Origin of the sequence: Sphingobacterium lumbrici (assembly GCF_006476045.1) — a bacterium.
Classification (GTDB): domain Bacteria; phylum Bacteroidota; class Bacteroidia; order Sphingobacteriales; family Sphingobacteriaceae; genus Sphingobacterium; species Sphingobacterium lumbrici.
The window spans coordinates 304,063-330,542 of record NZ_SRZY01000011.1 but is presented as its reverse complement, the minus strand read 5'-3'; the positions used below and the strand labels follow the sequence as shown (position 1 = coordinate 330,542).

At 39.9% G+C, this 26,480-nt stretch carries 26 protein-coding genes; 1 reads left to right on the top strand and 25 read right to left on the bottom strand.

What is annotated here, in order from left to right; genetic code table 11:
* The first annotated feature begins 74 nt into the window (after positions 1-74).
* Positions 75-2,951 (top strand): DEAD/DEAH box helicase, encoded by a 2,877-nt coding sequence (locus E4F24_RS03510; RefSeq protein ID WP_140937295.1) that lies wholly within the window; start codon positions 75-77, stop codon positions 2,949-2,951.
* Between the two features lie 15 nt (positions 2,952-2,966).
* Here E4F24_RS03510 and E4F24_RS03505 read toward each other — a convergent pair whose 3' ends face one another.
* From E4F24_RS03505 to E4F24_RS03385, 25 genes are all read right to left on the bottom strand, one after another.
* Positions 2,967-4,262, bottom strand: a complete 1,296-nt coding sequence (locus E4F24_RS03505; protein ID WP_140937294.1) for a flexirubin biosynthesis putative acyl-CoA ligase FlxY — start codon at positions 4,260-4,262, stop codon at positions 2,967-2,969.
* A gap of 75 nt (positions 4,263-4,337) precedes the next feature.
* Positions 4,338-5,858 (bottom strand): phytoene desaturase family protein, encoded by a 1,521-nt coding sequence (locus E4F24_RS03500; protein WP_140937293.1) that lies wholly within the window; start codon positions 5,856-5,858, stop codon positions 4,338-4,340.
* Positions 5,855-9,520 carry an MMPL family transporter gene (locus tag E4F24_RS03495; protein WP_140937292.1) on the bottom strand — a complete coding sequence of 1,222 codons (3,666 nt, stop codon included), beginning with the start codon at positions 9,518-9,520 and terminating at the stop codon, positions 5,855-5,857. Before E4F24_RS03495 ends, E4F24_RS03500 begins: the two co-directional genes overlap by 4 nt.
* Positions 9,520-10,683 (bottom strand): DUF2062 domain-containing protein, encoded by a 1,164-nt coding sequence (locus tag E4F24_RS03490; protein WP_181182373.1) that lies wholly within the window; start codon positions 10,681-10,683, stop codon positions 9,520-9,522. The genes E4F24_RS03495 and E4F24_RS03490 overlap by 1 nt, the downstream gene beginning before the upstream one ends.
* A 35-nt stretch (positions 10,684-10,718) precedes the next feature.
* Positions 10,719-11,207 carry a hypothetical protein gene (locus tag E4F24_RS03485; RefSeq protein WP_140937289.1) on the bottom strand — a complete coding sequence of 163 codons (489 nt, stop codon included), beginning with the start codon at positions 11,205-11,207 and terminating at the stop codon, positions 10,719-10,721.
* A 1-nt stretch (position 11,208) separates the two neighbouring features.
* Positions 11,209-11,580 (bottom strand): ApeI family dehydratase, encoded by a 372-nt coding sequence (locus E4F24_RS03480; RefSeq protein WP_140937276.1) that lies wholly within the window; start codon positions 11,578-11,580, stop codon positions 11,209-11,211.
* 127 nt (positions 11,581-11,707) lie between these two features.
* A complete protein-coding gene (locus E4F24_RS03475) occupies positions 11,708-12,337 on the bottom strand; it encodes a flexirubin biosynthesis/transport protein LolA2 (RefSeq protein ID WP_140937274.1) in 630 nt (209 codons plus the stop codon).
* Positions 12,327-13,103, bottom strand: a complete 777-nt coding sequence (locus E4F24_RS03470; protein WP_140937272.1) for a polysaccharide deacetylase family protein — start codon at positions 13,101-13,103, stop codon at positions 12,327-12,329. Before E4F24_RS03470 ends, E4F24_RS03475 begins: the two co-directional genes overlap by 11 nt.
* Positions 13,090-14,154: a beta-ketoacyl synthase chain length factor gene (locus tag E4F24_RS03465; protein WP_140937270.1), complete on the bottom strand. Its 1,065-nt coding sequence runs from the start codon at positions 14,152-14,154 to the stop codon at positions 13,090-13,092. Before E4F24_RS03465 ends, E4F24_RS03470 begins: the two co-directional genes overlap by 14 nt.
* Positions 14,154-15,353 carry a beta-ketoacyl-[acyl-carrier-protein] synthase family protein gene (locus tag E4F24_RS03460; RefSeq protein WP_140937268.1) on the bottom strand — a complete coding sequence of 400 codons (1,200 nt, stop codon included), beginning with the start codon at positions 15,351-15,353 and terminating at the stop codon, positions 14,154-14,156. Before E4F24_RS03460 ends, E4F24_RS03465 begins: the two co-directional genes overlap by 1 nt.
* Before the next feature lie 2 nt (positions 15,354-15,355).
* Positions 15,356-15,613 (bottom strand): phosphopantetheine-binding protein, encoded by a 258-nt coding sequence (locus tag E4F24_RS03455; RefSeq protein WP_140937267.1) that lies wholly within the window; start codon positions 15,611-15,613, stop codon positions 15,356-15,358.
* A 2-nt stretch (positions 15,614-15,615) separates the two neighbouring features.
* Positions 15,616-16,221 carry a beta-ketoacyl-[acyl-carrier-protein] synthase family protein gene (locus tag E4F24_RS03450; RefSeq protein WP_140937265.1) on the bottom strand — a complete coding sequence of 202 codons (606 nt, stop codon included), beginning with the start codon at positions 16,219-16,221 and terminating at the stop codon, positions 15,616-15,618.
* Positions 16,214-17,284 (bottom strand): beta-ketoacyl-[acyl-carrier-protein] synthase family protein, encoded by a 1,071-nt coding sequence (locus E4F24_RS03445; protein ID WP_140937263.1) that lies wholly within the window; start codon positions 17,282-17,284, stop codon positions 16,214-16,216. The genes E4F24_RS03450 and E4F24_RS03445 overlap by 8 nt, the downstream gene beginning before the upstream one ends.
* Positions 17,285-17,312: 28 nt before the next feature.
* Positions 17,313-17,759, bottom strand: a complete 447-nt coding sequence (locus E4F24_RS03440; RefSeq protein ID WP_140937260.1) for an acyl-CoA thioesterase — start codon at positions 17,757-17,759, stop codon at positions 17,313-17,315.
* On the bottom strand, positions 17,734-19,002 hold the full coding sequence (locus E4F24_RS03435) for an ABC transporter permease (RefSeq protein WP_140937258.1): 1,269 nt from the start codon (positions 19,000-19,002) through the stop codon (positions 17,734-17,736). The genes E4F24_RS03440 and E4F24_RS03435 overlap by 26 nt, the downstream gene beginning before the upstream one ends.
* Before the next feature lie 7 nt (positions 19,003-19,009).
* Positions 19,010-19,768: an ABC transporter ATP-binding protein gene (locus E4F24_RS03430; protein WP_140937256.1), complete on the bottom strand. Its 759-nt coding sequence runs from the start codon at positions 19,766-19,768 to the stop codon at positions 19,010-19,012.
* Positions 19,768-20,769 carry a BtrH-related acyltransferase DarH gene (locus tag E4F24_RS03425; RefSeq protein ID WP_140937254.1) on the bottom strand — a complete coding sequence of 334 codons (1,002 nt, stop codon included), beginning with the start codon at positions 20,767-20,769 and terminating at the stop codon, positions 19,768-19,770. Before E4F24_RS03425 ends, E4F24_RS03430 begins: the two co-directional genes overlap by 1 nt.
* On the bottom strand, positions 20,769-21,173 hold the full coding sequence (locus tag E4F24_RS03420; protein WP_140937252.1) for a flexirubin biosynthesis protein DarG: 405 nt from the start codon (positions 21,171-21,173) through the stop codon (positions 20,769-20,771). The genes E4F24_RS03425 and E4F24_RS03420 overlap by 1 nt, the downstream gene beginning before the upstream one ends.
* Positions 21,170-21,631 (bottom strand): hotdog family protein, encoded by a 462-nt coding sequence (locus E4F24_RS03415; RefSeq protein ID WP_140937250.1) that lies wholly within the window; start codon positions 21,629-21,631, stop codon positions 21,170-21,172. Before E4F24_RS03415 ends, E4F24_RS03420 begins: the two co-directional genes overlap by 4 nt.
* Position 21,632: 1 nt before the next feature.
* The gene (locus E4F24_RS03410; RefSeq protein ID WP_140937247.1) at positions 21,633-22,061 is read right to left on the bottom strand and encodes a hotdog family protein; all 429 of its coding nucleotides are present in this window, start codon (positions 22,059-22,061) and stop codon (positions 21,633-21,635) included.
* A 7-nt stretch (positions 22,062-22,068) separates the two neighbouring features.
* Positions 22,069-23,202: a dialkylresorcinol biosynthesis protein DarB gene (locus tag E4F24_RS03405; protein ID WP_140937245.1), complete on the bottom strand. Its 1,134-nt coding sequence runs from the start codon at positions 23,200-23,202 to the stop codon at positions 22,069-22,071.
* On the bottom strand, positions 23,203-24,108 hold the full coding sequence (locus E4F24_RS03400) for a dialkylrecorsinol condensing enzyme DarA (RefSeq protein WP_140937243.1): 906 nt from the start codon (positions 24,106-24,108) through the stop codon (positions 23,203-23,205).
* Between the two features lie 6 nt (positions 24,109-24,114).
* On the bottom strand, positions 24,115-24,996 hold the full coding sequence (locus E4F24_RS03395) for a lysophospholipid acyltransferase family protein (protein WP_140937241.1): 882 nt from the start codon (positions 24,994-24,996) through the stop codon (positions 24,115-24,117).
* 8 nt (positions 24,997-25,004) lie between these two features.
* Positions 25,005-25,253 carry an acyl carrier protein gene (locus tag E4F24_RS03390; protein WP_140937239.1) on the bottom strand — a complete coding sequence of 83 codons (249 nt, stop codon included), beginning with the start codon at positions 25,251-25,253 and terminating at the stop codon, positions 25,005-25,007.
* Positions 25,254-26,474 (bottom strand): beta-ketoacyl-[acyl-carrier-protein] synthase family protein, encoded by a 1,221-nt coding sequence (locus E4F24_RS03385; protein ID WP_140937237.1) that lies wholly within the window; start codon positions 26,472-26,474, stop codon positions 25,254-25,256. It lies immediately after the preceding gene.
* Positions 26,475-26,480 lie beyond the last annotated feature (6 nt).

The window sequence follows — 26,480 nt, the reverse complement described above, 5'->3', positions numbered from 1 at the left end:
TATTTGAGACTTCCGCCCTTAAACGTGAATTTATCTGTATATTAGAAGCCTTTTTTAAGGGGAAATTGGTTTTGATGCAAAAGATAGATAATTCCGTACCGTACCGTTTAATATATTCATTAGGAGAACATCCTTATTTAGGCTATTTAATTGAGCCTCATATCGTTCAGCTGAACTCCAATGGCTCAGACTCCTTATCATACAAGCGGGTTTTTACCAATACGGTAGATGAATTTAAATCGGCTTTGGACGAAGATGATTATAAAATAATCAAGCTTTTGGATGAAATTGAGCAAACACATGTGATCAAGCGATTTCATAAGAAAGCAATCCGTCCAATGGACTACTTTTCTAACGTTTTTGACCAAAAGCTGTACGGTTATATTCGCCCTAAACTTGACCAAAAAATGTTGAAGGTCTTGGAACTCATTGGCTACAAGCCTTTATTTCTGATGAGTAAAAAAGATGGATACCCCGCGGATCAAGTACTTAAAATTGCCGATCAACCCACTTCCATTCTCTTCCACTTTAGACGCAGTGAAGAAGAAACCCGTTACTTTCCTACACTAAAATATAACGGACACCGCATGGAATTTATGTTCAAGAATGCGGAAGTGATTATCAATCAACAAGCCTGGCTGTTATTGGAAAACACATTATATCATTTTGACCAACCTTTGGAAGGTAAAAAGCTCAGCCCCTTCCTAAACAAAAGATATATTACTGTGGGCCGTACCACGGAACGAAAATATTTCGAAACTTTTGTAACCGGATTAATTGAAAAGCACAATGTATATGCCGAAGGATTCGACATTAAAACCATTAAAGAAGATGCTATCCCGGTTTTAACGTTAAATTATGTAGAAGATGGGGAGTCGCATCTCAAACTTTCTTTTACCTATGGAGATTACTCCTTTTCCGCCGGAGGAGAGCATAAGATCTCTGTCCGTATGCGATACGAGCCGGAAAAAGACCTGTATACCTTCATCCGCATCAAAAGATCAATTATTTGGGAAGAAAAACAACGAGAAATCCTCCATGAACTCGGTTTAAAAAAATTAGACGCTTTATTTGGAAGCTACGTCACCGATCAAGGAAAATCGATTTTTAGCTGGCTAAATGAAAACCAGAGCGATCTTCTTGAGAAAGGTTTTGCAATTCAACAGGAAACGGGTGACAAAAACTTTTTTATCGGAAAAACTTCATTGGATATAGAAGTTAACGAAGATAACGATTGGTTTGATGTACGCGCCTTTGCCAATTTTGGTCCCTATAAAATACCTTTTATCCAGCTTAGGGATCATATTCTAAATCGCATTCAAGAATTTGAATTACCAAACGGAGAGATTGCCATTCTTCCGGAAGAATGGTTTGCACAATATGAACACCTTTTCCATTTTTCCGTAAAGAAAGACATGCTGCAATTTAATAAGGCACATATTGGTCTGCTGCATGAAATTAGCGAACATACGGCACTTACTATGAGCCGCAAACTTCAACATCTTTCTAATTTTGAAAAAATCTCACCTATTGATCCCCCTCTTCATTTCAATGGACAGCTAAGACCTTACCAACAAGCGGGTTACAACTGGTTTCATTTTCTGCAGGAATTCAAGTTCGGAGGTGTATTAGCCGACGACATGGGACTTGGAAAAACCGTACAAACATTAGCATTCTTACAGAAGCAGAAAGAAGATCTAAAAAGCACCGATCATGCCAAAACCTCTTTACTCATTCTACCCACTTCCCTGGTATACAACTGGCAGAAGGAAGCAGATAGATTCGCTCCTAAATTGCGTATTTTATTACATACCGGATCCAATCGATTCAAAGACCCCTTCGCATTCTCACATTTCGATCTGGTCATCACCACTTACGGCATCGTACGATCCGACGAAGCTATTTTAGGAAAGTTTTTTTTTAATTACATTATTTTAGACGAAAGTCAAAATATTAAAAACCCAACTTCAAAATCGTTCAAGTCAATAAAAACACTCAAAAGCAAAAACAAATTAGCATTGAGCGGAACACCGGTTGAAAATTCCGTTTCCGATATCTGGTCGCAAATGCACTTTACGAATCCAGGTCTTTTGGGAAGCTACGCATTCTTTCAAAAGGAATTTGTTGTACCCATTGAAAAGAAAAAAGATGAGGAAAAAGCGCAAAGGCTTCAAGCCATTATAAAACCTTTTGTTCTCCGCCGTACGAAGAACCAAGTCGCCACGGAACTACCTCCGAAAACAGAGCAGATCATTTATTGTGAAATGACCGAAAAACAAGGCGACATGTACGAAACCACGAAGTCAGAGTACCGCAATGCCTTATTAGATGGAATCGTACAACAAAATGGAAAAACGTCGCAGATCACGCTATTACAGGGATTAACGAGATTGCGGCAACTGGCTAATCATCCAAAAATGGTTGATGAAAATTTTGACGAAAATTCAGGTAAATTCCAAGCAGTTTTAGAAATGCTAGAGTCTATTTCTTCGGAACAGAACAAAGTCTTAATTTTCTCTCAATTTGTAAAACACCTCCAGCTTTTCAAGGCACATTTTGACAAACATAAAATCAAATATGCTTATTTGGACGGTGCAACAAAAGACCGGGCGGATGCCGTACAAAACTTCAAGGAAAACAAAGACACCAAAGTATTCCTGATATCCATCAAAGCCGGAGGCGTCGGTTTAAATTTAACAGAAGCCGATTATGTCTTTATACTCGATCCGTGGTGGAATCCGGCCGTGGAACAGCAGGCTATTGACCGAACACATCGCATCGGACAAACACAGAATGTTTTTATCTACAAATTCATCAGTAAAGATACCGTTGAAGAAAAGATAGTGGCTTTACAAAACCGCAAAAAGTCAATTGCTACGGCGTTGATTACAACAGAAGAAAGTTTTGTCAAATCATTATCTCCCGATGATTTAAAGGAATTATTAAGATAACAGAAAATACGTATTTTATGCTTCTCTGTTATCGACAAAAGTAATTGGTTTCCGGCTTAACGGATTGAAAACCGATCGTTGCAGTTCTTCAAAAGCGACAAACTCGATCTTTGGCGCAACGCGCAACTTAGCACGGAAATGATCCTTCACTTCATTCAAAAATTCTTCTGATATATCGGAAGAGGATACACGAATAATGATCTCATCGGTACCAATTTCATTATGTGAAATTTCAATTTGATGAAGCAAAATCTGGGGAAAACCAGCTAATAGATCATGCATTGCCGGTGGATATAAAGTTGTTCCCTTATACTTCACCATATGTTGTTTTCGACCTTCCACAGCTCCTATTCGATACGTATTACGTCCACATTTGCAGGGCGCCGTATACTTACGTACAATATCGCCAGTTTTGAACCGCAACAGGGGTAGACCCTGTACACCCAATGTGGTGACAACTAATTCTCCGCTCTCGCCATCTGTAACAGGCTTATCTTCATCATCCAATATTTCTGTAATAATCAACTCTGGCTGAACATGGCCTCCCTGAAAATATTCACATTCCGTAAAAGCGGCACCCATCTCAGTTGAAGCATAAGTGGAATACAATTTTATATCCCATTTGTCCAAGATCCGCTGCGTTAGCACGGTGTTGTTCAATTCCTTATCACGAAGCGCTTCACCGATACAAATCACGCCCTTCACACTTGATTTTTTATAGTCAATACCATGCTGCTCCGCAAATTCTATCAATTTTAAAAGAAAAGAAGGAACAGAAACTAAATAACGCGGGTTGTATTTAAGAATAGAATCCCATTGCATCTGAGGAATGCCTGATCCAACGCGAATGATCCCCGCGCCTAATTTTCGGAGACCCAAAAAATAGGCTAATCCAGCCATAAATCTACGGTCGATCGTAGTCATCAGCTGTACCACATCACCTTTCCGAACACCTGCAATTTGAAAAGATTGCATTTCATTTTTTGCCAATCGATCCAGATCCTCATCCGTTAAACCAAAAGTCACCGGTGATCCTAAGGTACCGGAGGTCGTACAGTAATCGACAATTTTATGTTGAGGAACACAAAAAAAATCATCATTGTACAATTGTAAATCATTCTTGGAGGTGAGGGGTAATCTTTTCAGGTCTTCTATCGTTTCAATAGAGTTCACCTCGATCCCGTGGGTAGAAAACAACTGTTTATAGAATGGAGAATGATCATCCAGATATTGCAATTGAAGTTTTAGTAACTGCTCTTGAAAGTATTTAATCTCCTCCAACGAACGGTAGGCTATCGTACTTTTACCCATCTCCTATATTTATTGTTAAAATTATCCGAAGATAATAAACTACAAACAAACTAAAGCCAATTATTAAACCGGATATCAAGAAGATAATGATTCCCGGATATGACGAATTAAATAAGCATGTCCTAAAATTTCGGCACAAGTAGCTATCCCACCTATAGTGACCCCCAAAATTCCGTGCATATTTACCCCTTGCCCTGTAAAATAAAGATTTGGAATTTTTGATTTCGGAGAAATAATTGTTCTCAGCGGATCATTATAATCCTTTAAAGGCCCGTATAAACTACCCTCAAAATTGCCGATATAATCACGATAAGATAACGGTGTAGAGGCATACCTTGCTTTAATAACTTCACGAAGATGAGGAATTTCCTTTTCTACCTCGGCCACCATTTGATCTATTTTCTGTTGCTTAAATCTTTCATACGACGCTCCCCGAACCCCGATTTCTACCACGGTATTGGACGTATCCGTCCACTCCGCGACTTCATCAAACCGCATATAGGTGAGAATGGTCATCGTATCCGCATAACCTGCATTTTGTTTGTCTTCCGTCATCGAAAGCATATACATGGCAGGCCAGGCTGTTGCTGCATATCCAGAAGCTGACCACACCGAGTCCGAATTCTGATGATAAAAAAGGTTAGATGCGCTATACGGTACTTTTTTTTCCATAAGTACCAAATGCACACTAAAAGAAGACACTGTAGCAGGCAGCGCCGTAATACGCTCAAAATAAGCCTTACGGAAATGATTCTGTCCTATTTGATACAGTGTTAATTTCGGATCTGTATTTGAAATAAATAAATCAGCTGCATACCGGTTACCCTCCGTTGTTTCGACAGCGGAAATTTTCCCTTCCTTTAAATGATACGTTGTGACTTTTTGGCGTTTGTAAGCTTTACCCCCAAGTTTCCTGAGTTCCCGAATCAAGAGCTTGCTAATCTGACTTCCTCCATCTACACAGCGAAAAGCACTTAATATATATGAATTGACAGAAAGCGCGTGCACATAGAATGGTGTTTTCGACTCCTCTCCCGCATACAAAAAATTAGCACCCACCAATACCGCTTTCAGCTTTTTATTAGCCGTGAGATCGTCAAAATACTTCTTCACGCTTAAATCTAACACCTTCTGCGAATAGCCCCCCTTATCTTCCAGGTTATATAACGGGAATGCCTTACACGTATCCTGTAAATCCGTTACATACCTTCGCAAAGCATCCTCTTCGTCTGGAAAATAAGTCAGCAGTTCATTTACAAACCTGTCATATCCCTGCGCAATGGGATATCTATTTTCATCGCCGCTAAATAAAATTTCATCAAAAACTGTTGGCATACGCTCCAACTTCAACGACGACATTATGCCAAGATAAGCGAAATATTGAAATAAATTTTGTCCTTCATCCAACCCGCCCAGATAGTGCACTCCCGTGTCGAATATCTTCTTATTTCGCGAGAAAGTTTGCAAATTACCTCCAAACTGATTGTTTTTTTCAAGAACACAAACGCGATAACCGTGCTTGGCCATCACAACAGCAGACACCAGCCCCCCTAACCCACTACCCACTATTATGACATCAAACTCTTCACGGTTCATATTACTTTCTTGTAAAGTTCAATTTTGTGTCCAACACAGATTTTTTCGAATCCTTGTTGGATCAGGAAATCCAAATCATTCAACGTGTTCACATTGATTATTTTTGAAAAACCAGCAAAATCAATCGTTGTTATTTCATTAATCCCTAAACGACATGATATCAACAACATATCGCCCTTTTCCATTTTCCCTTCGAATCGAATGCGTCGGTGCTGCTTCCAATAAATACTGTCAGCCACTTCCCGTTTTTCTTGATCAGCTATGACGCCCACTAATTTTCTAGCCCCATCCTGCAAGGACAGTAAATAATCCAATTCGCCATAGGTATCAGAAATATGCACTACGATATTATATTGTCCAGATATATGTGCATTCAGATTATAAAAAAGCATTTTATTCGTTTCCAAACTTACCCGCACAGACTGCATTATCTCCTGATCTTTATATAGGTAGGCAATATTTATTTTGGATATAAAATAATGCTCATCTTCCAATTTTCCCCTCCATATCGTGTATTCCTGCCGGAAATAGGCTGATATGATTTTCGTTCGATCCGAATAGGAGACTCCAAAAGTAAAATCGTCAATTGCTATTCGCTTACCGATAACGTAAGTCAGTTTCCCATCAAATATCATGAAATCACCTTTTGGCAATACATCTCCATTTCCGTGTATGTAAACAGGAAGGATATCCATTTTAAGTTGTTCCGCCAAATAAAATGCGCCTTTGTGAAAACGTCCGATCCTATTATCATAAGAGCGTGTTCCTTCTGGAAAAACAACAATCGAAAAACCACTTTCAACTTTTTGCCGAATAAAATCCAAACTTTCTTCTACTCCCTTACTTATCGGATAAAATCCCAAAGCTTGAACAGCTTTTCCAAAAATCGGGGATCTCCAAACCCAGTCGTTTACCAACACTATCATTTTCGGGATCAGCATGCCCATTGTAAGTGTATCTAAAAAAGAGCTATGATTAGCAATAATAACAGCTGGTTTTTTAAAATTTTCCTGATACAGGTTAAGGGTCTTCTTGCGTGTTAACGGATGGAAATACAACACCGACTTCATGAACGTCCCTGTCATGCTGCGGAACAAGCTTTTCTGCCGCTCTCTGCCTATCGGAAGAAGTGGAAAAATAAATCTCCCTACACCCGACATGATCAAACATCCCAGACCATAGTAGGCAAAAAGCAAAATAGAAAAGATTAAGATGGTTAACGTAAAAGGAGATTTTCCTTTTTTTGCGCGATCAGAAATAAAAAATCGGAATAATATCGGATAGAAAACGAAGGTGATGATAACCGCAGCAAACACGCCGATCAATGACACAGAAGAAATAGAAATCAATGCCGGATGTTTGGCGAATATGAGTGCACCGATCGCCAAAACAGTCGTCAAAACGGCCAATAAGATTGATGTACGGTAGATTTGTAATTCGTCCTTTCCTGTGGCGTATTGTTTTTGAAGCGCCGTTGTCATGAAGATACTAAAATCAACTCCATGTCCAAATATTAACGTACAAACAATGGCACTGAAAATATTGAATTCAAGCCCGAAAACCCCCATTAAGCCGGCAGTAACTAGCCCCGTCAGTCCGATCGGGATAGAAGCCAGTAAAACCAATTCTATCCGTTTAAAAAAGAACCAAAGTATCAGCAAAACTGCCACAAATGAATAACCGACAAGCGAATTAAAATCGTCCCGAAGTTTTCCTAAATATGTTTCATTTAATTGCTTCCTATCAACCACGACCACACCTTCCAACAATTCCAAGGACCTGATAACTTCCTTTCGGTGCACTTCCTCCAATTTTACCAAACTCGATACGGTAAAAAAATGTCCTTTACTTGCAACGAAGTCTTTTAACCCCATATTCGGAACATCCTGAAAATCGCTATAGGTCAATGGTGTAAAATCCTTCGCCAAAAGGTTATAAAATTCCTGATGCGCATCAGCCGTAAAACCGTAAGCTGCTCCTTCTCGTTGTAGCTGTCTTTCCAACGTTTTTTTGTTGTGATACTGCCAAAAAGAATTCCACTCCGCGATCTGTTGGCGCTGATCCCGTGCAGACCGCAGCAGCGTATTGCTATTGGAGAAACTTATGATCTCCCCGCGCGCTTTCGCGGCCAACAGTACATTGGCAACTTCTGCATTGCGGTCTAATGCTGTGTCTAGCGTATTTCCGGTAGCCACAGCATACAAAGACTTAGCAGATGAGTTCGTTAACTTATCAAGCTTTTGCTCCACCTCTTTCAAATCTGCTGGAACATAATTCAAAGCCGACAAATCATCATTAAAAGTGACATTGCGGCTCGTAAAAAAGCTAACAAAAATCAATAGCAGACAGACTCCGATCAGGGGTTTACTGCGTTCAAACGGAAATGCCGCAATTTTATCTATAAAACTATTATGTATCAGTTCCCTCTTTGCACGATAAAGATGAGGGATGATCAATAACGTGAATACCGCGGAAGAGAAGACAGTGATAGCTGCGAAAATACCGAGATCTATCAGTGCTTCAGAATGCACAAACAACAAACATAAAAAGGCTACTGAAGTAGTCGCTCCACTCATGATAAGAGGTTTCGTCAATTCCTTATACAATATTTTAACGTCCGTATTCTTTTTATAATGTGTCAGCACATGCAGTGCATAATCTATCGTAATTCCGATTAAAACCGCTCCTATACTGATCGAAATGGCTGATATCACAGGCTTATATACATATATACAACCTAAAGCGAACACGCCTGCGAAAATCGTGGGGACAAACACGAGTAACGGAATATAGATCCTACGGTAAAAAACAACCAGAAGAATCATCAAAATACTCATTGAAATCAGCACCGTCTTTGCAATGTCTGATTTGATTTGATCAGCATTAGCTACTGCAACTAAAGCTGAACCGAAATAAGAAACATTAGCTTTATTTTGATATTTTACATTCAACCTCTGCTGTATAGCATGTAATTCATCGGCAAAGGCTTTATTATGTTCCGTTTCAACACCGGCATATTTAGGTGTTAGAAACAGAAGCACCGCACTGGAATCCCTGGAAGTAACAAATCCATTGTACAGCATAAAATGCTCGCCTATATTTATCTCCTGCAATTTCGCCAATCCCAGAAAAGCCAATCCTAACGGATCCTTTTGAATGAAATCGGCGGCCACAAATCCCGTAGGCGAGATCAACGCGTGATAATTGGCGGCAGCTTTTGCCTTTATTGCTGCGGGGGCAATTTTTTTTGCAATGCTGTCATAATCTGTTGATGTTAAAAAAATCGGCAGATTTTGGAAAACGAAATCATACGTTTCCGCGAGATCTTCATCGTTTATTTGTCCTATGATTTCAGAAATATACAACGTATCCTGTGATAGCGTATCTGCAATTTCCTGGGCTAAGGAAATGACATCGTCGACATTGCCTTCATCTCCCTTCTCCAAAAGAACAGTGATTTTATCCGAAAAGTTAATTTGTTGGATTGCTTTGGTCGTTAAGTTAGATCTCTCACTTTTAGGAATAATCTGTGTGATATCCTCTTCAAAACGGATCTTGGAGGCCAAATATCCAAAGATGACAAGAAATAACGCTGCAACACAACACGAAAAAAAGCGATTCCGTTGTACCCAACAATAGATATGGTAAAATACGTTGTGCATTAATCAGCAGATACAGTCTTTTTATTTCTTAATTTGATCAATACATAACTACCAAAACCGATAAGTAATGCCATTGCTGTAGCTAAGATAAGACTCCCTACTAAATATTGAGTTAAATGGGATTGAATAGTTGCAAAACTAATCTCATCGGGAAGAAATAAACTTTGCTGGTTTACAGAAGGTATCAACAGACTCCCGACCGCTAAGGAGCCGTATATAATTATGGGGATAAAAGGGGGGAGGCTAATATTTGAAAAGGTAAAAGCCAAAATTTTATTTAAACGCAGAAACACAGATAAAATAATCACTATAGCTGTCTGAAAACCCCACACAGGTGCTATACCCATGAATACTCCTAAACCAATGGAAGCAGCCATTTTTTCAGGAGAATCTTCACTTCCAAAAATATTTTCTTTCACAAAATCAGTTAGACTTTTTTTTTTGAAAGAACGGATAAAATTACGCGGAATAATATAGAAAAAGGTTAAAAACACCAATACCGTATTCAACATACTGATTCGCGTAAAATCCCTGAATGGTCTAAAGTGTGATATCCGTTCCTCCGGATCATATAATACCCGGATAGGCACATTTTTTACCGCGACACCATTCCAGGCTGATCTTACGATGATCTCTATCTCAAATTCAAATTTGCGCGTGTAAAAACGAGCTGGAATTACTTCCAAGGGATAGGCGCGATATCCGGATTGGGTGTCGCTCAACTTGATTCCAGTCTCAAACCAAAACCAAAAGTTGGAAAATTTATTTCCAAAACTACTTTTTTTGGGAACGGACTCATGCGCCATATTCCGACTACCTATCAACAGCAGGGGCTGTGTCGCATCACTTATTTCCTCCACAAAAATGGGCAAATCGCTGGCATAATGCTGTCCGTCAGAATCGATTGTTATGGCGTATTTGAAACCCAAGTCTTTTGCTTTTTTTAGCCCCGAGCGCAAAGCCATCCCTTTACCTTTATTCTCCGGGAAAGTGATGTGATGCAATTGCGGATATGCCGTTAGAATTTGTGAGGTGCCATCTGTAGAACCATCATTCACAACAATGATCTGATCGGTATATGCTAACATCCCATCCAAAACACGTTGTAGGGTTTTGTGGTTATTATAGGTCGGTACAATAACCGCTATACCTAATCGGCTCATTTGTATATGGATCGGCTCATGCATCTCTAGCGCATTTATTTTGATAACTTGTCCATTTCTGAAGCGGTGAAAACTGTAGAACGTTTTGTCGCATATCGTCTTATAAGACCTTTTACAGCAGTATGTTGAGCAGAGAAATTCGTCAAGATCATTTGCTTATCGGTGTCAATCTCCATCTTATATTTTAGCATCTTAGGCGTATTCTCTTGAATAATCAGACGTATTAATCTAATTTCCACATTATTCGGGGCACTCTTTATGGCCGCTTCTATATCTTTGACACCAGCTACAAATAATTCTTTCTTATCTTTTTTATCCGTAGTATATCGCGCCTGTAAACTATATGCTGCTCCTTTATACGCCTGGATAACAGGGTCACCTTTATCATAATCTTTCAGTAGATTATACAAGTGTTCGGTATTTGCTTTCGAATTTTCTGCTTTCTCAAAATCGGCACGAATACTGCCCAGATCGATTGAGGACATCCAGAAAAAGGAAACAACTAGAGCTACTAAAATCTTCATATTACTTCAATCTATACGTACTTACCAACTTCAACGCTACGGTGTCGTCAAAGTAGCTGATATTTTTCACTTTATATTCTGACTCTCCGGATCCCGAAATGTCAAGTTCTAATTTTAGATCAGGGTTAATTTCTGGATTAATCAACGCCATGAATTTAACGTTAGATGCTTTGTGCATAAAGAGCGGTTTTTCGACTATACTTTCGGTGAGCTCTTTAATAATCTGAATCATGCATACACCCGGAGTAACTGGATGATTTGGAAAGTGTCCTTTGAAAATATCATGGTCTTTATTCAGCGTAATGCACGCGATATATTTTTGATTATCGATCTGCTCCAACGCTCGCAACGTATAAAAGTCTTGTAAAAGCATATATCCTCTTTAGCTTTCAAACTTATATAAAATGCTTTGCATTCACGATACCAAATAAAAAAAACACAATTTGTAATTTGCTTTGAGATTCAATTATATCACATAGATTGAGCGTATAAGATAAATTTTACAGCTCAAAAACGACATCAGCAATAGCCTCATTCACCTTATGATTACTAAAGACAAATCGGGTAAATCCATTGGAGTTATCCAATACCTTTACTTCAGAAACCTGGTAGCTGGACTTATCAAAATAAAGGACGAGCTGTTTCATCGCCTTTTTCACATCTTTTGCCAGGGGGTCTAACTTCAGAATATACTGCTTATTGGTATGGAAATAGGAGAGTAAAAACTCCGTTCCCTGATAAATTTCACCATTCATATTGGATTGGATAGCCTGACTAATCTTCTCAAACTGCTTGCTGCGCGAGATATCCATCGTTTTTTTAACACCCTTTTCTTCTATCGTGATTTTTTTATCTTTAAAAATTAAGGCAGAAGATACGGGATTACGGTAAATCCACGCTAATCTATCTGGATTCTTCACGTAAAACTTGCCTGAGGAAACCAGCTCATTCTTGACATAACTTACTTTCTTATACTGTGTAAAGTCGGCCGTCAACGTTTTCAACTCAACGGACTTACGCATAGCACTTTGGAAATTTGCGATATCCGAAGCCGACATTGTTTGCTCTTGGGCAAAACCTATCGACATCCAACAACAACAAAAAGTAAATACAACTATCTTAATGTTCATACGCTTGCAAATTTAACAATTCATCGACCGTTACCGATTCGAAGTTTTCACGCTGCATGTATTCCAAGAGACGGGCTACAACACGAAGCGTCTTATTCGATGTGTCGTGAAACAAAACAATATCTCCCGGCACCAAACGTCTGGATACACGATCAAATATTTTATTTTCATCCGCAATTAGGGTATCCAACGAACGATTACTCCAACCGATCACATGATGTTTAGTCTCTTGGACTGCTTTAGCGACAGAAGGATTAGTTACACCAAACGGTGGTCTAAAAAAACGCGGCTTATGCGGTACAATATCATTAATAGATGCATCACAACTGTCAATTTCCTGTTCCACTTGATGTGCATTCAAAAAACCAAATCCTTTATTGTGATTCATCGTATGGTTGCCGATCGTATGCCCTTCTTCTATAATTTTTCTGAAGATATCCGGATGTTTGTTGATCTGTTTTCCAATACAGAAAAAAGTGGCTTTAGCTTGATGCTGTTTTAGTAATGCTAAAATTTCAAGTGTAATCGGGGTAGGTCCATCGTCAAAAGTAAGCGCAATTCTTCGACGGCTTTCACGTTGCTTTTTATAAAATACATCTGTAAAATAGCCTTGTCGGATATCAAAAGAACCCCAAGTCGTAATGCCCAACCATACGAACACAACTAACAACACCCACCACCATGAGCTAACGGCAAATAAAGCGAGCAACGCGCTTATAATTCCGAACACAAGTAAAATGGGGATTATGTTTTTATGTTTCCACATGGTGCAATAAAGTGAGACTATGATCTTTCCCTAAGTATTGGTTATATAGTAAAACATACTTCAACTTAGAATGTTTGACGGCATTCCATTGAATAGTTTTTGGAATGACCTGATTCTTTACTACAAAGGCAGCCGTAGCTAGTCCAAATGCAGATGCTACATCCGATTGCCCAACAAGATGCTTGTAGAAAACTTGTGGTTTATCCGCAAATAAAGCGCAAAAGGAGGTATAATATCCGTCGTACACCAAATCGCCATTATTACCTATGACAACAGCGGATATATCTGCCAACCGAATCTGATTTCGGGTTAAAAAAGACGTGACGAAGTCTGTGAGCTCCTCTGTTGCTAACTTATTATGGATAGATACGTCTACAATGTGAGCGTACGTATTTTCTTTTCTTGCGGTACTCAACGCAAAGAAGGTTCCACTCTCTCCGAAATTGACTCCTGGAGATTCTGATTCCCTAAGTTTTTCTGCTGTTCCATTCGCCTTCACCTCTTGGACTAACTGTTTAAGAACAAAAGTCTGCCCTGCGATTTCGTCTATCCCGCCCACCAAAACCTGATTTGCCTCTTCCGATTCCATTTGTATAAGTGCATCCAATAAAGCAGATTCAAACGATGTCGCTCCGTTTACATAGGTAAAATTGTACGATTTACATCCCAATCTTAGCGCAATCTGTGCACCTACGGTATTGTGTGTAGACTGAATAAATGAAGTAGGCGTCAAAAACTGTTCATCATTATCCAATACATTCCTCAGAAATTTTTCAGAATCCTCCAAACATCCCAAACCCGTACCCGTAATAATCGCATCCACCTGATCCATCGCCGCATCATCTAAAGCCTGTTGCGAAGCAAATATTCCCATTTTAATGCCTTTTGACATCCGCCGAATCATTGCAGGCGGTATCAGTTCTTTATAAGAAGGCTGGATCGCCATCGTCAACGGATTGCTGATCTCCGTTATATGCGTAAAAGGATCATCGCTCCAAGTACCTTGTGCATTGACCGCTCCTACTCCATTAATATAACACGGATTCTTCATTAGGCTTTTGAGAATATTAAAGTGGAACAATTTCCTCCAAACCCGAAGGAATTGGACAACACATGATGTACGGGTTGGTGAAGTAATCCCGTTTGTGGCAACAATTGAAATTCTTCCATGGGTGTTTCGAAGTTGAGATTCGGAAATATGAGGTCATTTTGCAAGGCCAATATACTATATACGGCTTCTATTCCTGCCGCAGCAGCCAATGTATGCCCCGTATAGGCCTTGGTCGAACTAAATGCCGGCACCTGCTCGCCAAATACCCGAATCAGCGCACGGCCTTCCGACAAATCATTATTTGGTGTAGCCGTACCATGTGCATTGATGTAATCAATATCCTGCGGACTTAACCCGGCTATTCTAAATGCTTTTTGCATGGCAAGATACGCTCCTTCACCATTTTCGGACGAGGCTGTTTGGTGAAAAGCATCGTTGGCATTGCCATATCCCGAAAGATAAGCAAGCACTTTTTTATTTTCCTTTTGGACGATTTCATCCGATTCCAAGATCAAATACGCCGCAGCTTCACCCAGATTCAAACCTTTCCGATTTTGATCAAAGGGTTTACAATAGGTATCCGACAGAATCATGAGCGTATTAAATCCATTCAGCGTAAACTTGCTCAGTGCATCCGTACCTCCCACAATCACGCGGTCCAGTCTACCGGATTTAATCAGTTGAGCACCCAACATAATAGCATTCGCAGCAGATGAACAGGCCGTACTTATTGTCGTCACGAAACCCTTCAGGCCTAAGTAGTCGGCTATATGTTGAGAAGATACACCGGCATCATGACTGGCAATGTAACGATGAAGCTCGGGATTGTTTTCATATGCATAAAAATGCTTCTCGGTAATATCCATACCTCCGACGCTGGTTGAAGAAACCAACCCCGTCCGATAATTTGGCGATGTCACATCGATTTGAGCACTCGCTACAGCCTGTTGAGCGGCCAAAGCCCCCAACATACCCGTACGTGTCATACTATTATCAATCGGAAGCTGCAATTTTTCGCTCAACTGCTCATTGGATAGTTTTATCTCCCCTACCCGTACCCTATTCCGCAAAGAAGTCTCGAAATTGTCTACCTGCGTAATCCCTTCCTGTGCATTGCGCAAGGAATTGAGATTCTCAGCTACCGATAATCCGATAGCCGATACGATTCCCATACCTGTAATAGCAACACGGTTCTGCATCCTTATTTCGTTCGGTTTTTAGCGATATAATCTGCCATGGTATTTACAGATTCGAAGATGGATTTACCTTGTTTAGGATCACTCAATTTAATACCATATTCTTTATCTAAAAGTACAATAAGCTCCAATGCATCAATAGAATCCAGACCTAATCCATCACCAAATAAAGCGTCAGAATCATCGATATCAGCTACCGCAACATCCTCCAAGTTTAATACTTCAATGATTTTACCCTTTAGTTCCTCTTTTAACTCTTCCATTTTTAATTTTTAACTAATTGATTAATATTATTTATTGTATGTAGCTTAGTTCCCGCACGTTCAACAAGACACAAAACTGCTTTATAATTTTCTTCGAAAAGTTCAACCCAGCCACATAATACTTTTTTTGCCTTCTGGCTTGCTAGTAGATACGTCGCATAGTTGAAAATCGTGGTGGCATCGAATGCATCACTCACGAAAAAGACCTGCTCGGATTTCATCCCATGGCGGATACTAATTTCGCCTCCGCATATATTGGCCAATGTATATACAAAAACAGCCGGACTCGGATAAAAATTAGCTGCATCTTGAATACTCTCCTGATGCTTTACATCGGTGTCCAAACTTCCCGATTTATTGACTAAAACCAACGCAATATCTTCTTTATCCTCCTCATCTCTTAACAACACTTCGGCAGCTAAAAAAGCCAGTTTGCTTAGATTATCCATTTTGTAAAATTTGGGATAATCTAGCTGTTGATGCTTAAAGGCCTGCTTGATAAAATCAGAAAATGGAGCTTCGTCTGCATGAAAAACAACATTTCCATCAACAGAAATAAGCCCTTTTTCTATTTTACAATAATGCGATATGTATAATGGGCTATCCATTAACTCTTTTTAAAATTACTGCGGCATTACTTCCGCCAAAGCCCGAAGCCGTTTTCAAAATATAAGTTAACGGAATATCCATCTTTTGGGTAATGATATTGATATCCTTCGATGTACCCCTATTGACAAATCCTTTGGTGGGAATCAATTTGTTATGCTGCAGAGATAAAATAGAAATAATTAATTCCAACAGCCCAGACGCACCTAATGTATGACCATAATATCCTTTCAAACTATTGACCGGAATTTCGTGCATGCCCAAACGGTCAAAAGCGATCGCTTCCATTTCATCATTATAGGATGTAGCTGTTCCATGGGCTGATATAAAATCAATCGCAGTAGCGTCGATACCTGCTTCGTTCAGCGCCGAAGAAATACTTCGATATAATCCTTCTCCCGTTCTCGACGGGCCCGAAATATGATTGGCATCGTTAATCGCGCCTTCACCTACAATTTCTACTAATGCGCCTTCCCTAGATTTGGTCACCAAAATAGCGCCTGCAGCTTCGCCTAGTGTTACACCATCCCGTTCTGCATCAAATGGTTTGCAGGGGCTAGCGCTCATCGCCTGAAAAGCATTAAATCCAGACAGGACGAACTCGCTTACCTTATCCCCCGCCAGTACGAAAACTTCATCAAATTGTCCCATTTGGATTAGCCTTTTGGCAACCGAAACGGCTAAAAGTCCTGACACACATGCGTGTGAGACGACGATAGGCGCTGTAATAAATCCAAAAAGACCCGCTATTTTAACAGCCAGCTTATTCAACTGTGCCTCTTCTGATTTTCCTTCCGATAAAAAATCTATATTTCCTTTCGTTGTTGACAGAATAAATCCTGTTTTCGCGTGTATAGTTTTTGATCTTATCAGCGGTTCTATTGCCAAATAGAGCATGGTTTCCAAATACGTCAAATCCTCGTGGACAGTAGGAAGGTTTTTTATTTTCGCGGTATAGATATTTTTAAAGCTTCCGACCGTATGCACATCAATACCGGTATGCTCTTTCAATAAGGCCGTCCAATTGCACTGTAAATCCAAACCCAAAGGAGTTACACAATTCATGTTCGATATGTATACAGGAGAAAACACGTTATAATAAACCCATTTTTTTCTTCCAATCAATGATAAAAGCCGGTGTATTTAACACCAGATTGTTCGCTGCATCTAAAAAAACCTGAACAGTTTCTCCCGTGCAGGCCAACTGATCATGCGCATTAAAAATACGATACCGAAAGATCAATTTGGCCGTAGGTGTATCCACAAAGGTGGTCTCAATACGGCATACATCACCGTACCGAAGTGGCAATTTGTGCTCACAGATTGATTTTACAATCGGTGTAGTATAACCTTCCCGTTGTACCGTTAGATAATCTATTCCATGCAACAGGCCAAAAGCTTCTCTTCCATCTTCGAAATAAGAAATGTAGTGACCATGCCATACTATACCCAACGAATCTACCTCATTAAAGCGGATGTTCAATTCTTTCGAAACGCTGAGGTGAAGAATTTCGTTATATAGTTCTTTTCTTTTTATCATATATAAGGGCTATGGCTATAGTAAGCCCGAAAAACAAAAATAACAAAATAATCTCAGGCATGATGTCTATCCATGATCCATTCCGAAGCAATACATCATAAAATCCGTTCAACGCCCAATTCATCGGTGAAATCTTAGAAATAACTTGCATGACCTTGGGCATAATAAATACGGGAACCCACACCCCTCCAATTGCCGCCAATATCACTACGAAAGTCGCACCAAAGGGTGCCGACTGCTCTTGTGTAGTCGCAATCGTCCCTACCGCTATACCTGTTCCAATCGCAGCCAACCCAGAAAATATCGCTAAAACCGAAAGTTTCAAGAAGTTATTGTCTATTTCAAAAGCCGGAATCCCCATTAGTGGAAATAAGTAGACACCAACGGCTAACATCAGATAAAACTGTATCAGACTAATAAAAAGATAGCTAATCGTTTTACCCAAAATAAACACATAATAGGGAACAGGATTTGTAATTAAGCGGATCATCGTACCCTGCGATTTTTCCTTTACAATATTAATAGATAACGGAACGATGATAAAGAATATCGCAAATAGTGTCCATGCTGGCACGTTATGCTGTCCGGCATCGGGTTTTATTTCTTCGCCTTCTCTCTCAGGACCGATTTCTTTAAAAGAGATGAATGCTTTCTGTTCGAACGTATCGTCTACCTCGTCGCTGAGCTGCTCCTGAAATTTAGTATAAATGCGTTCCGTTTCGATCGTGGCAACTAGTTTATCAATAGAGCTTTTTACTGCGGTTTTGAACGAAGGTTGAGTCGCGGGGTCAAAATATAATCTAATCTCTTTGCCGGCTACCGGTAGATTTTCAACGGCTATGGTATCTTCCTCGGCATAACTGAATTCGCTCATAATACGATCCACATTCTGTTGCACCTGCCTGTTCAAATCCGACGTCATGTTGGCAGGTAATACAATCGCGAGTTGGAAATCACCCTTAAATACGGCCTGCTTCGCTTCCTCTTCTATAAGCGGTATACCATCTATTTGATTGACTAATGTAAAGTTTCCGATTGATCCTAACTCCCTTTGGATAGCATGCGAGATAGAGTCCTGATCGTTGTCTACCAGCAACACGGGTATTTTGGTCCCGAGCAACGAATCGAAGGATCCCTTTTGCACGACGGTAATCGTGATAAGAAGCAGCAACGGCATCACAAAGAGGATGATGAGCCCGCCGATATCCCGTATTTGCAATAGCAATTCTTTTTTGACCGCCATTCCCAGTTTATATACCATCTCTAAGCCCCCTTCCTGTCATTGCAATGAAAACATCTTCTAAATTTCGTGCATCTACAACCGACTTAATCAATGCCTTTGGTGTACCTTGAGCGATGATTTTGCCCCCCTCGATAATAGCAATCCGATTACATAGTTCTTGTGCTTCGATTAAGTGATGAGATGTATAAACAATGGTCGTACCGTGCTCGTTAAGTTCTTTTAAAAAATCAATAATTGCGTTTTTAGACTGTACATCGACCCCAACCGTAGGTTCATCCAGAAAAAGTACTTTAGGACGGTGCAGCACACCCGCCAGTAAATTTACCCTCCTTTTCATACCGCCCGAGAATGTCCCTACCTGTTTATTCGCAAAACGCATCAGTCCCATCTTCTCTAGCGAACCATTGATCAACTCCTTCAGACGTTTTCCTTTCAGCCCATGCATAGCACCAAAATAACTTAGATTTTCATCAGCAGTCAAGGTAGGGTAAAGCGCATACTCCTGTGGGACTACACCAATAGATTCACGAATCGCTAAACCATTTTCCTTATAGGTCTTCTGATCGATGAAAAAATGTCCTGAAGTCGGCTTTATCAAACCGCAGAGCATGGAAATCAATGTCGTTTTACCAGCTCCATTTGGCCCTAAGAGACCGAAAATTTCGCCTTTTTGGATATCCAAGGATAGATTATCTACAGCCAAGAAATCACTATTCTTATATTGTTTAGAAAGGTTTTCGACATGGATAATAGCCTGTAAGTCCATCAAACTGCTTTTTTAAGTTTCTTAAAAAATGCTTCTTCTAAATCAGCTAATTTCATTAAATCGGCAGATAAGGCCGCATACACATTTTCTTGGTTACTGCGTTTTTTATAAACACGGGAGGCCGCAACAGCAAAATCACGCCATAAGTCACCAATTTCAGTCATTTCTACCGAAAGCTGAAGCAAATGGGGGTTATCGATCTTTTTACTCGCTTCCTGCAAAAAAGCTGAATAAATATAGCGAAAACCTCCTCCGCCCGTACCAATTTCCTCTTGCATACGTACCATTTGGGCTAAGTAATAATTTGCTTTGGCAACGCCATGTTTCTTTGGCCATTTTAATATCGCACGGGCTACCATCCGCATTCCCCTAACCCCAATGATAGGCACAGGTGCCAACATATCATTACAGGTTTTTTTAATGGATTTGAGGATTGCTCTCTCCCAATCTATCGTTTCTTCCTGTGGGATATATGTTGGATAATAGATATGTCCCTTTGGTGCTAGTACACCCTTCGAGAAGCGAACTTTTTCCAATTCCTTATCTGTCAAGCGATTTACACCCTCCATGGTTGGATCACTGATCAGATATTCATGCTGCTCTTTTCCATATACGACAATATTGTGTGCATTGAAATGGAAACGGTAATCGTCCGGAAAATAAGGCAGATGATATACGCCTACCTGTAATCCCGAAGGAATATTATTTTTTAAGTTATCATCGAGTTGCTGTTGTGCCCGCTCTTTACTCGAAAACTTCTGACGTTTTATTTTAATACCTAACCGACGAGCCATTCGTCCGAATATCCATCCCGGCATAGGCCTGTAGCTTAATCCGGGTGCATTGCTGACCCTTAAAAAGGGAAGATATACATAAAACAATCCTGATCCTAAACCAAAAACCATCGGCTCGCTAATATTTAAGCCCTTGTTGCGCAATAAATTTGACGCAACACCATTTTCACAATGTGCCGTTTGGTGATGTGTAAAATCTAATTGCATTAATCTCCTTTGTAATTTTTTAACTCCTCCACAGTAATTTCGAACACGTCCGCATATTTCTGCAATTGTTTATCTGATAATTTTCTGAACACCTCGGGTTTATTATGTCGCTTCACGCGCCATTTCCAATATCCCGTATATTCAGCAAGTAAACCCCAATCCATTCGGTTGAGTAACATAAAGTATTGAATCGGACTACTCAGTCCTGATTTAACATCTGCCCCGACCTGATTTATTTCTTGCTGCAAAACTTCCATCGTATGGTCTTGTACAATATTTTTGGCTTCCCAACCCGTACTCAATGCCGTTGTATATTCGCCATTTTCATCCAGCGCATAATACAACTCCCGCGATCCTTTTTGGACTACTCTTCCATCATCCTGTGGAACTTCAGATTTCTTCATTTATTCCTCTTTTTTAAAAATAAATTGATCTCCGCCTCTGCACAACGTTTTTCTCCGACCCTGCTGGATACCTGCATCGTACAGATACTGTAATCATGCCCATCAAACTGCGATGTCAATGTTGCATCTGTGATCAAGAGATCCCCTACCTGTGGAAGTGCTAAAATACGCAAACTTTTTATGCCCGAAATAAATCCAATTGCCCGCTCGTCGACTTCCGCGTTATAGTCCTTCTCATAATAGGTTTGTCCGACGATCGAAGAACATACCTGAGCCATATTCTCTACTAACCCACTTTCTTGGAAAAGATCATCAGCTAATAAAACATTGTCTCCCCGAATCAAAAAATGGCATATTACATGGTCGGGAGATATTTCCGCGATATGATCTACCATAAGCATGGGCTTACGATGTGGCAAAAATGCCTGTATCTCGATGATATTATCTGTCGACGACATATTAACTCGAAGCTATAACCGTTTTCATTTGTGCCTTTCCAATCACCTCACCCCTTACTTTGGAGGTGATATTCACTAAGGTGACACCCATAAATTCCTGAATAATCTGTACTTCGGTCTGCACTTCATCACCTACTTTAGGCAAGGCCATCAATTCTACAGCTTGCATAGATCCGATATAGCCTGTAGGAGCTTCTTCATTTCTCCGGAAATAATCAAAACCGGTGTGCAAAGCTACCGATTGCGCCATGTGCTCTAACAATCCACATTCTTGAAGCATTTCTGTATCAACAAACAACGTATCGGCACGAACATGAAGACCAGACAAAAGGTAGTCTTCCGCATAGGTATATAGCGTATCTACCATAACGATAGGATGCCTCTGCGGGATTAACTTCAAAATTTGATCGTCATGGATGGGCAAGTTCATATCTGGATTAACAAACGGTTAAATAAGCATATGAATACGTAAATCGTGCACTTTCAGGAACACACAGATAGATGTGCTGCCCTTTTTTTAGTTTGCCCGAATTTACGAGTTCTTCTAACATAAGATACACCGATCCTGCACCTACATTTCCTATGGTCTTCAAATTCAAAAACCATTTTTCCCGAGTAAACTCGAGACCCGCTTTCACTAATCGTTCGTAAAGTCCATCTACAAAATAGTGCGAGGAGACGTGCGGCAAAATATAATCTATATCATCTGGCGTAATATGATGTTTTGCCAACGCATGCTTGGTGCTTTCTACCCCTTTATCCAGGATATATTTGTCCAATAACTTGGTGTCCTGCTTCACCGCAAAAATAGATTGATTTAACCACTCTTCAGCAGGATAATCACTGAACGATTTTAAGGAACCATCTTCTTGTTTTTCCGACCCTGCATACATACATACTTCCAGTTCATGTGCATACGAATATCCTTCTATCCATTCAATTTTTAACGGCAATTCACCCTTTGGTTTGTTTTGTAATAAGAACGCACCAGCACCATCGGAAAGCATCCAACGCAAAAAGTCTTTGTTGAATGCGATAATAGGTTGCTCCTCCAATTCCTTAAGATTTTCAACCTCCTTATTAAAATGATCGGCCAACATCCAGGAAGACATCCGCTCCGACCCCGTACACACCGCATTGGTCGTATTCCCGGACTTCACAGAAAGATAGCCAAATTTCAATGCATTCATACCTGCGCAGCAATTTCCGGAGGCTGAATTGACTTCAGACTGACCATTTTTCAATTCACCATGAACCATTACCGCATGAGAAGGCATCAAATAATCCGGAGAAGATGTGCCACAGGAAATCAACTCGATTTGATCGCCGGAAAATTCATCATCCAATAGATTACGAATTGCATTAGCAGTAAGCTCTACATTGGTATGAGTAGGTTTCCCCTCTTTAGTGAGTGCGTAATATCGGGTCTCTATACCATTATTTCGCAATACAATCCGTCTTGCTTTCGATTCACGGTCGTTAATCTTTCCTAAATAATCCTCCATTTCGTCATTAGAAATAGGATCATTAGGCAAAAATTTACTGATTCTATTAATATATACTTCGTTCATTTAAACTCCTAGATAATGTGCTCGGTCTTTTCTAATTTTTATAAAATATAGCAGCGGATATAATATTAATTCGACAACAAATACAATCGGTGACAACACATACAATGCCAATATCACATAATATTTAAACATCGTTACCAATGTTTTTCTCCTTTTAGGATTCCTTAAAATCAATTTGGACCAGATATCAAACATGCGGTTGCCTTTTTGATCCATTGAAACCAAGAAGAACCTAAATTTTACCGCCCCATTCTCTACCAATTCATGTTGCAGCTGTTCAAAATTACCATTTTTTAAATAGGGAATAATTATTCCACCAAATTTTGCTGAATTTTTAATTTCTTCCTCGGAAACTCCAGGCATCGGAAAAATCCCAAAAGCATTCTTTTTCACTCCTGAAAATAACCAGTCTACAATAGTAATGACAGAGATTAAATTGGGATGCCGATCCGTTAGCGCAATATTCCCGACCAACATACCTCCATTAGATATAATTAGCTTTTTCACCTTATCCTGCGCTTTTGCCCACATATTACGGGTTCCACTTACAGTAATGATCGGTCTTCCCTTAAGCAAAGGCGTAGCATATCTACTTTTCAAAAAAGAATTGATGGGAATGGAAGGACTCAGATACCATACCTGATAGTGAAACAACACCAAATCGTATTCTTTTTCCAGTATGATTGGAGAAGGGGGGTGAATTTCTTCGGGAATCTGCTGAAATGTCTCTGGAAAAGTATCGAAAAATGCACTTCCTGTCCATGGAAAAGGAAAGGAATGCACCATTTTTATCTCATAAAAATCTACGTTGATCTCCGGATCGGCTAGCATTGGGCCACAGATCGATTGTGCAATTTCCTGCAGTTGTCCAGATTGACTAAAATAGATTACTAAAACGTTCTTCATCCGCTGTTACTGTTTTCTCTTCCAAAAATCAAAGAAATTAAACCATTGTAAGGGATACTCCCTTACGATTTTTTCTACACTCGCGGTATATGCTTTCAATACCGATTGTGCATCTCTACGTTTGACACCTTCCGCTACACGCGCATACAGATGATAATGGAGATTAGATTCCCTCATCACATATACAAAGATCACAGGCACCCCAAGTCGAGACGCCAAATGAAATGGTCCTGCCGGAAAAATAGCACTCTTACCTAAAAGCTCTCCTTCCAGCACTTTAGATCCTTCGAAATAGCGGTCGCCCGTAAAACATATCAATTCATTATTCGATAGCGCATCATTTATATCAAATACATGCGACATGTCGTCTTTAATAAAGATATATTTAATCGTGGATTTATCGGCAATGCTTTGCAGATATTCTTTGATAATCGACACTTCCTGGTCTACCGTAACCTGATTGATTTGAAAATCTACATTAAGTTCAGAAAAAAAACGTTCGGATATTTCAAAATTACCTACATGCGCACTAATTAAAATACCTCCCCTTTTCTCTTCTAAAGCACGTTGTAAGTGCTCAATACCGTCAAATTCGTATGTAAAACGGTTCCTCAATCCTGAAGAGATAGCTACTTTGTCTATAATAGTCTGTCCGAATACGAAGTAAGTCTGGTAAACTTTCCAAAAAGACGTCCATTTTGAAAACCCTTGACGTTCATGGAGATAGTAGAATATTTCTTTAAAGTTAGCCGGATAGAAAATGAAATAATAAAATGCTACAAAAACAAGAAGTCCGTAAGCAGTACGGACGCCAAGTTTTCTGATCAAGAAAACAAATATTTTATAGCCAAGGAGTGTTCCTTTAGACTTTCCGTCCCATTGGCTCATATATTCAATTATTTCGCTGCGATCTTGTGTTCAATCACATTATAAAAATCCTGGAAGGTAGTCATTCCCGAAAAGTCAGCCTCTCCCAATTTAACGCCAAAATTTGATTCGATCAAAACGACTAAATCCACATAGTCTAAACTATCCAAATCCAATGATTCCTTTAATGGGGCACCCGGCTGAATCACCTCTTCATCCACCTCAAATTCTTCAATCAATATGTCGTTTATTTTCTGCTTAATATCTGTGTTACTCATTTACTTGAATCTCTTAACTACTATCGCTGAATTGGTACCACCGAATCCAAAAGAATTAGACAAATATATGTCAAATTCTTTTTTAATTGTTGTAGAAACTAAATTTAATTCTTTAACATCATCATCTGGCGATTCCAGATTAATATTGGGCGCTATGAAACCATTTTGAAGCATCAATGTAGAATATACGATCTCACTCGCCCCTGCCATCCAGCATTCATGTCCCGTCATTGATTTGGTAGAACTCACATAAGGTTTTTTGCCAAAAACCTCCAAAATGGCTTTTGCTTCATTGGCATCCCCAAGTGGCGTGGAGGTAGCATGTGCGTTGATATACTCCACTTGTTCGGGTTGTATGCCTGCCTGTTCAAGGGCTCGGCGCATAGCAATAGACGGACCTTCAACATTCGGCGTGGAAATATGCCCCCCATTGGATGAAAAACCGTAACCTAGTACTTCCGCAATAATAGGAGCTCCGCGCCTTACCGCAGATTCATAACTTTCTAAAATGATTGTTGCCGCCCCCCCGCTCGGAACTAATCCTGTGCGGTTCGCATCAAAGGGACGGGAGGCTTTTTGAGGATGCGCAATATCCGTTGCAAACACACCTAACCCGTCGAAGCTCGCCATCGCATAGGGGTTTATTTCTTGTGCACCACCGCAGATAATCATATCCTGAAGCCCCTGCTTAATAAACATATATCCTAGTCCTATAGCGTGAGAACCACTTGCACAAGCGGCACTGATACTCATATTAATACCTTTTAAACCTAGAATGGTCGCTAAATTCATGGTTACAGTGGAGTTCATGGATTTGAAGATAGCACCCGAACCAATCAGTTGGGTATCCTTCTTTTCGCGGGCAATGTCCGTTGCTTCTATGACAGCCTTCGAAACACTATCATTCCCAAATAGAATTCCGACTTCGTTATGCTCAAAATAAGCCATATCAATACCGGAATTTTGTAAGGCCTCCGTCGTAGCCATGTACGCATATTCGGACTCCTCACCCATGCTGATGCGCTGACGACGACTTAATAGCTTTTTCAGGTCGGGAGCTGGAACCATCCCTGTAAGCGGTGATTTATATCCAAAAGAAATCCGCTCCGGGTCTACCACGATACCGGATTTACCTTCAAAAAGTGATTTTGTTACCTCTGCTAAATTAGTTCCAATACATGAATAGATGCCCATTCCTGTAATCACGACCCGTTTATCCATAATTAC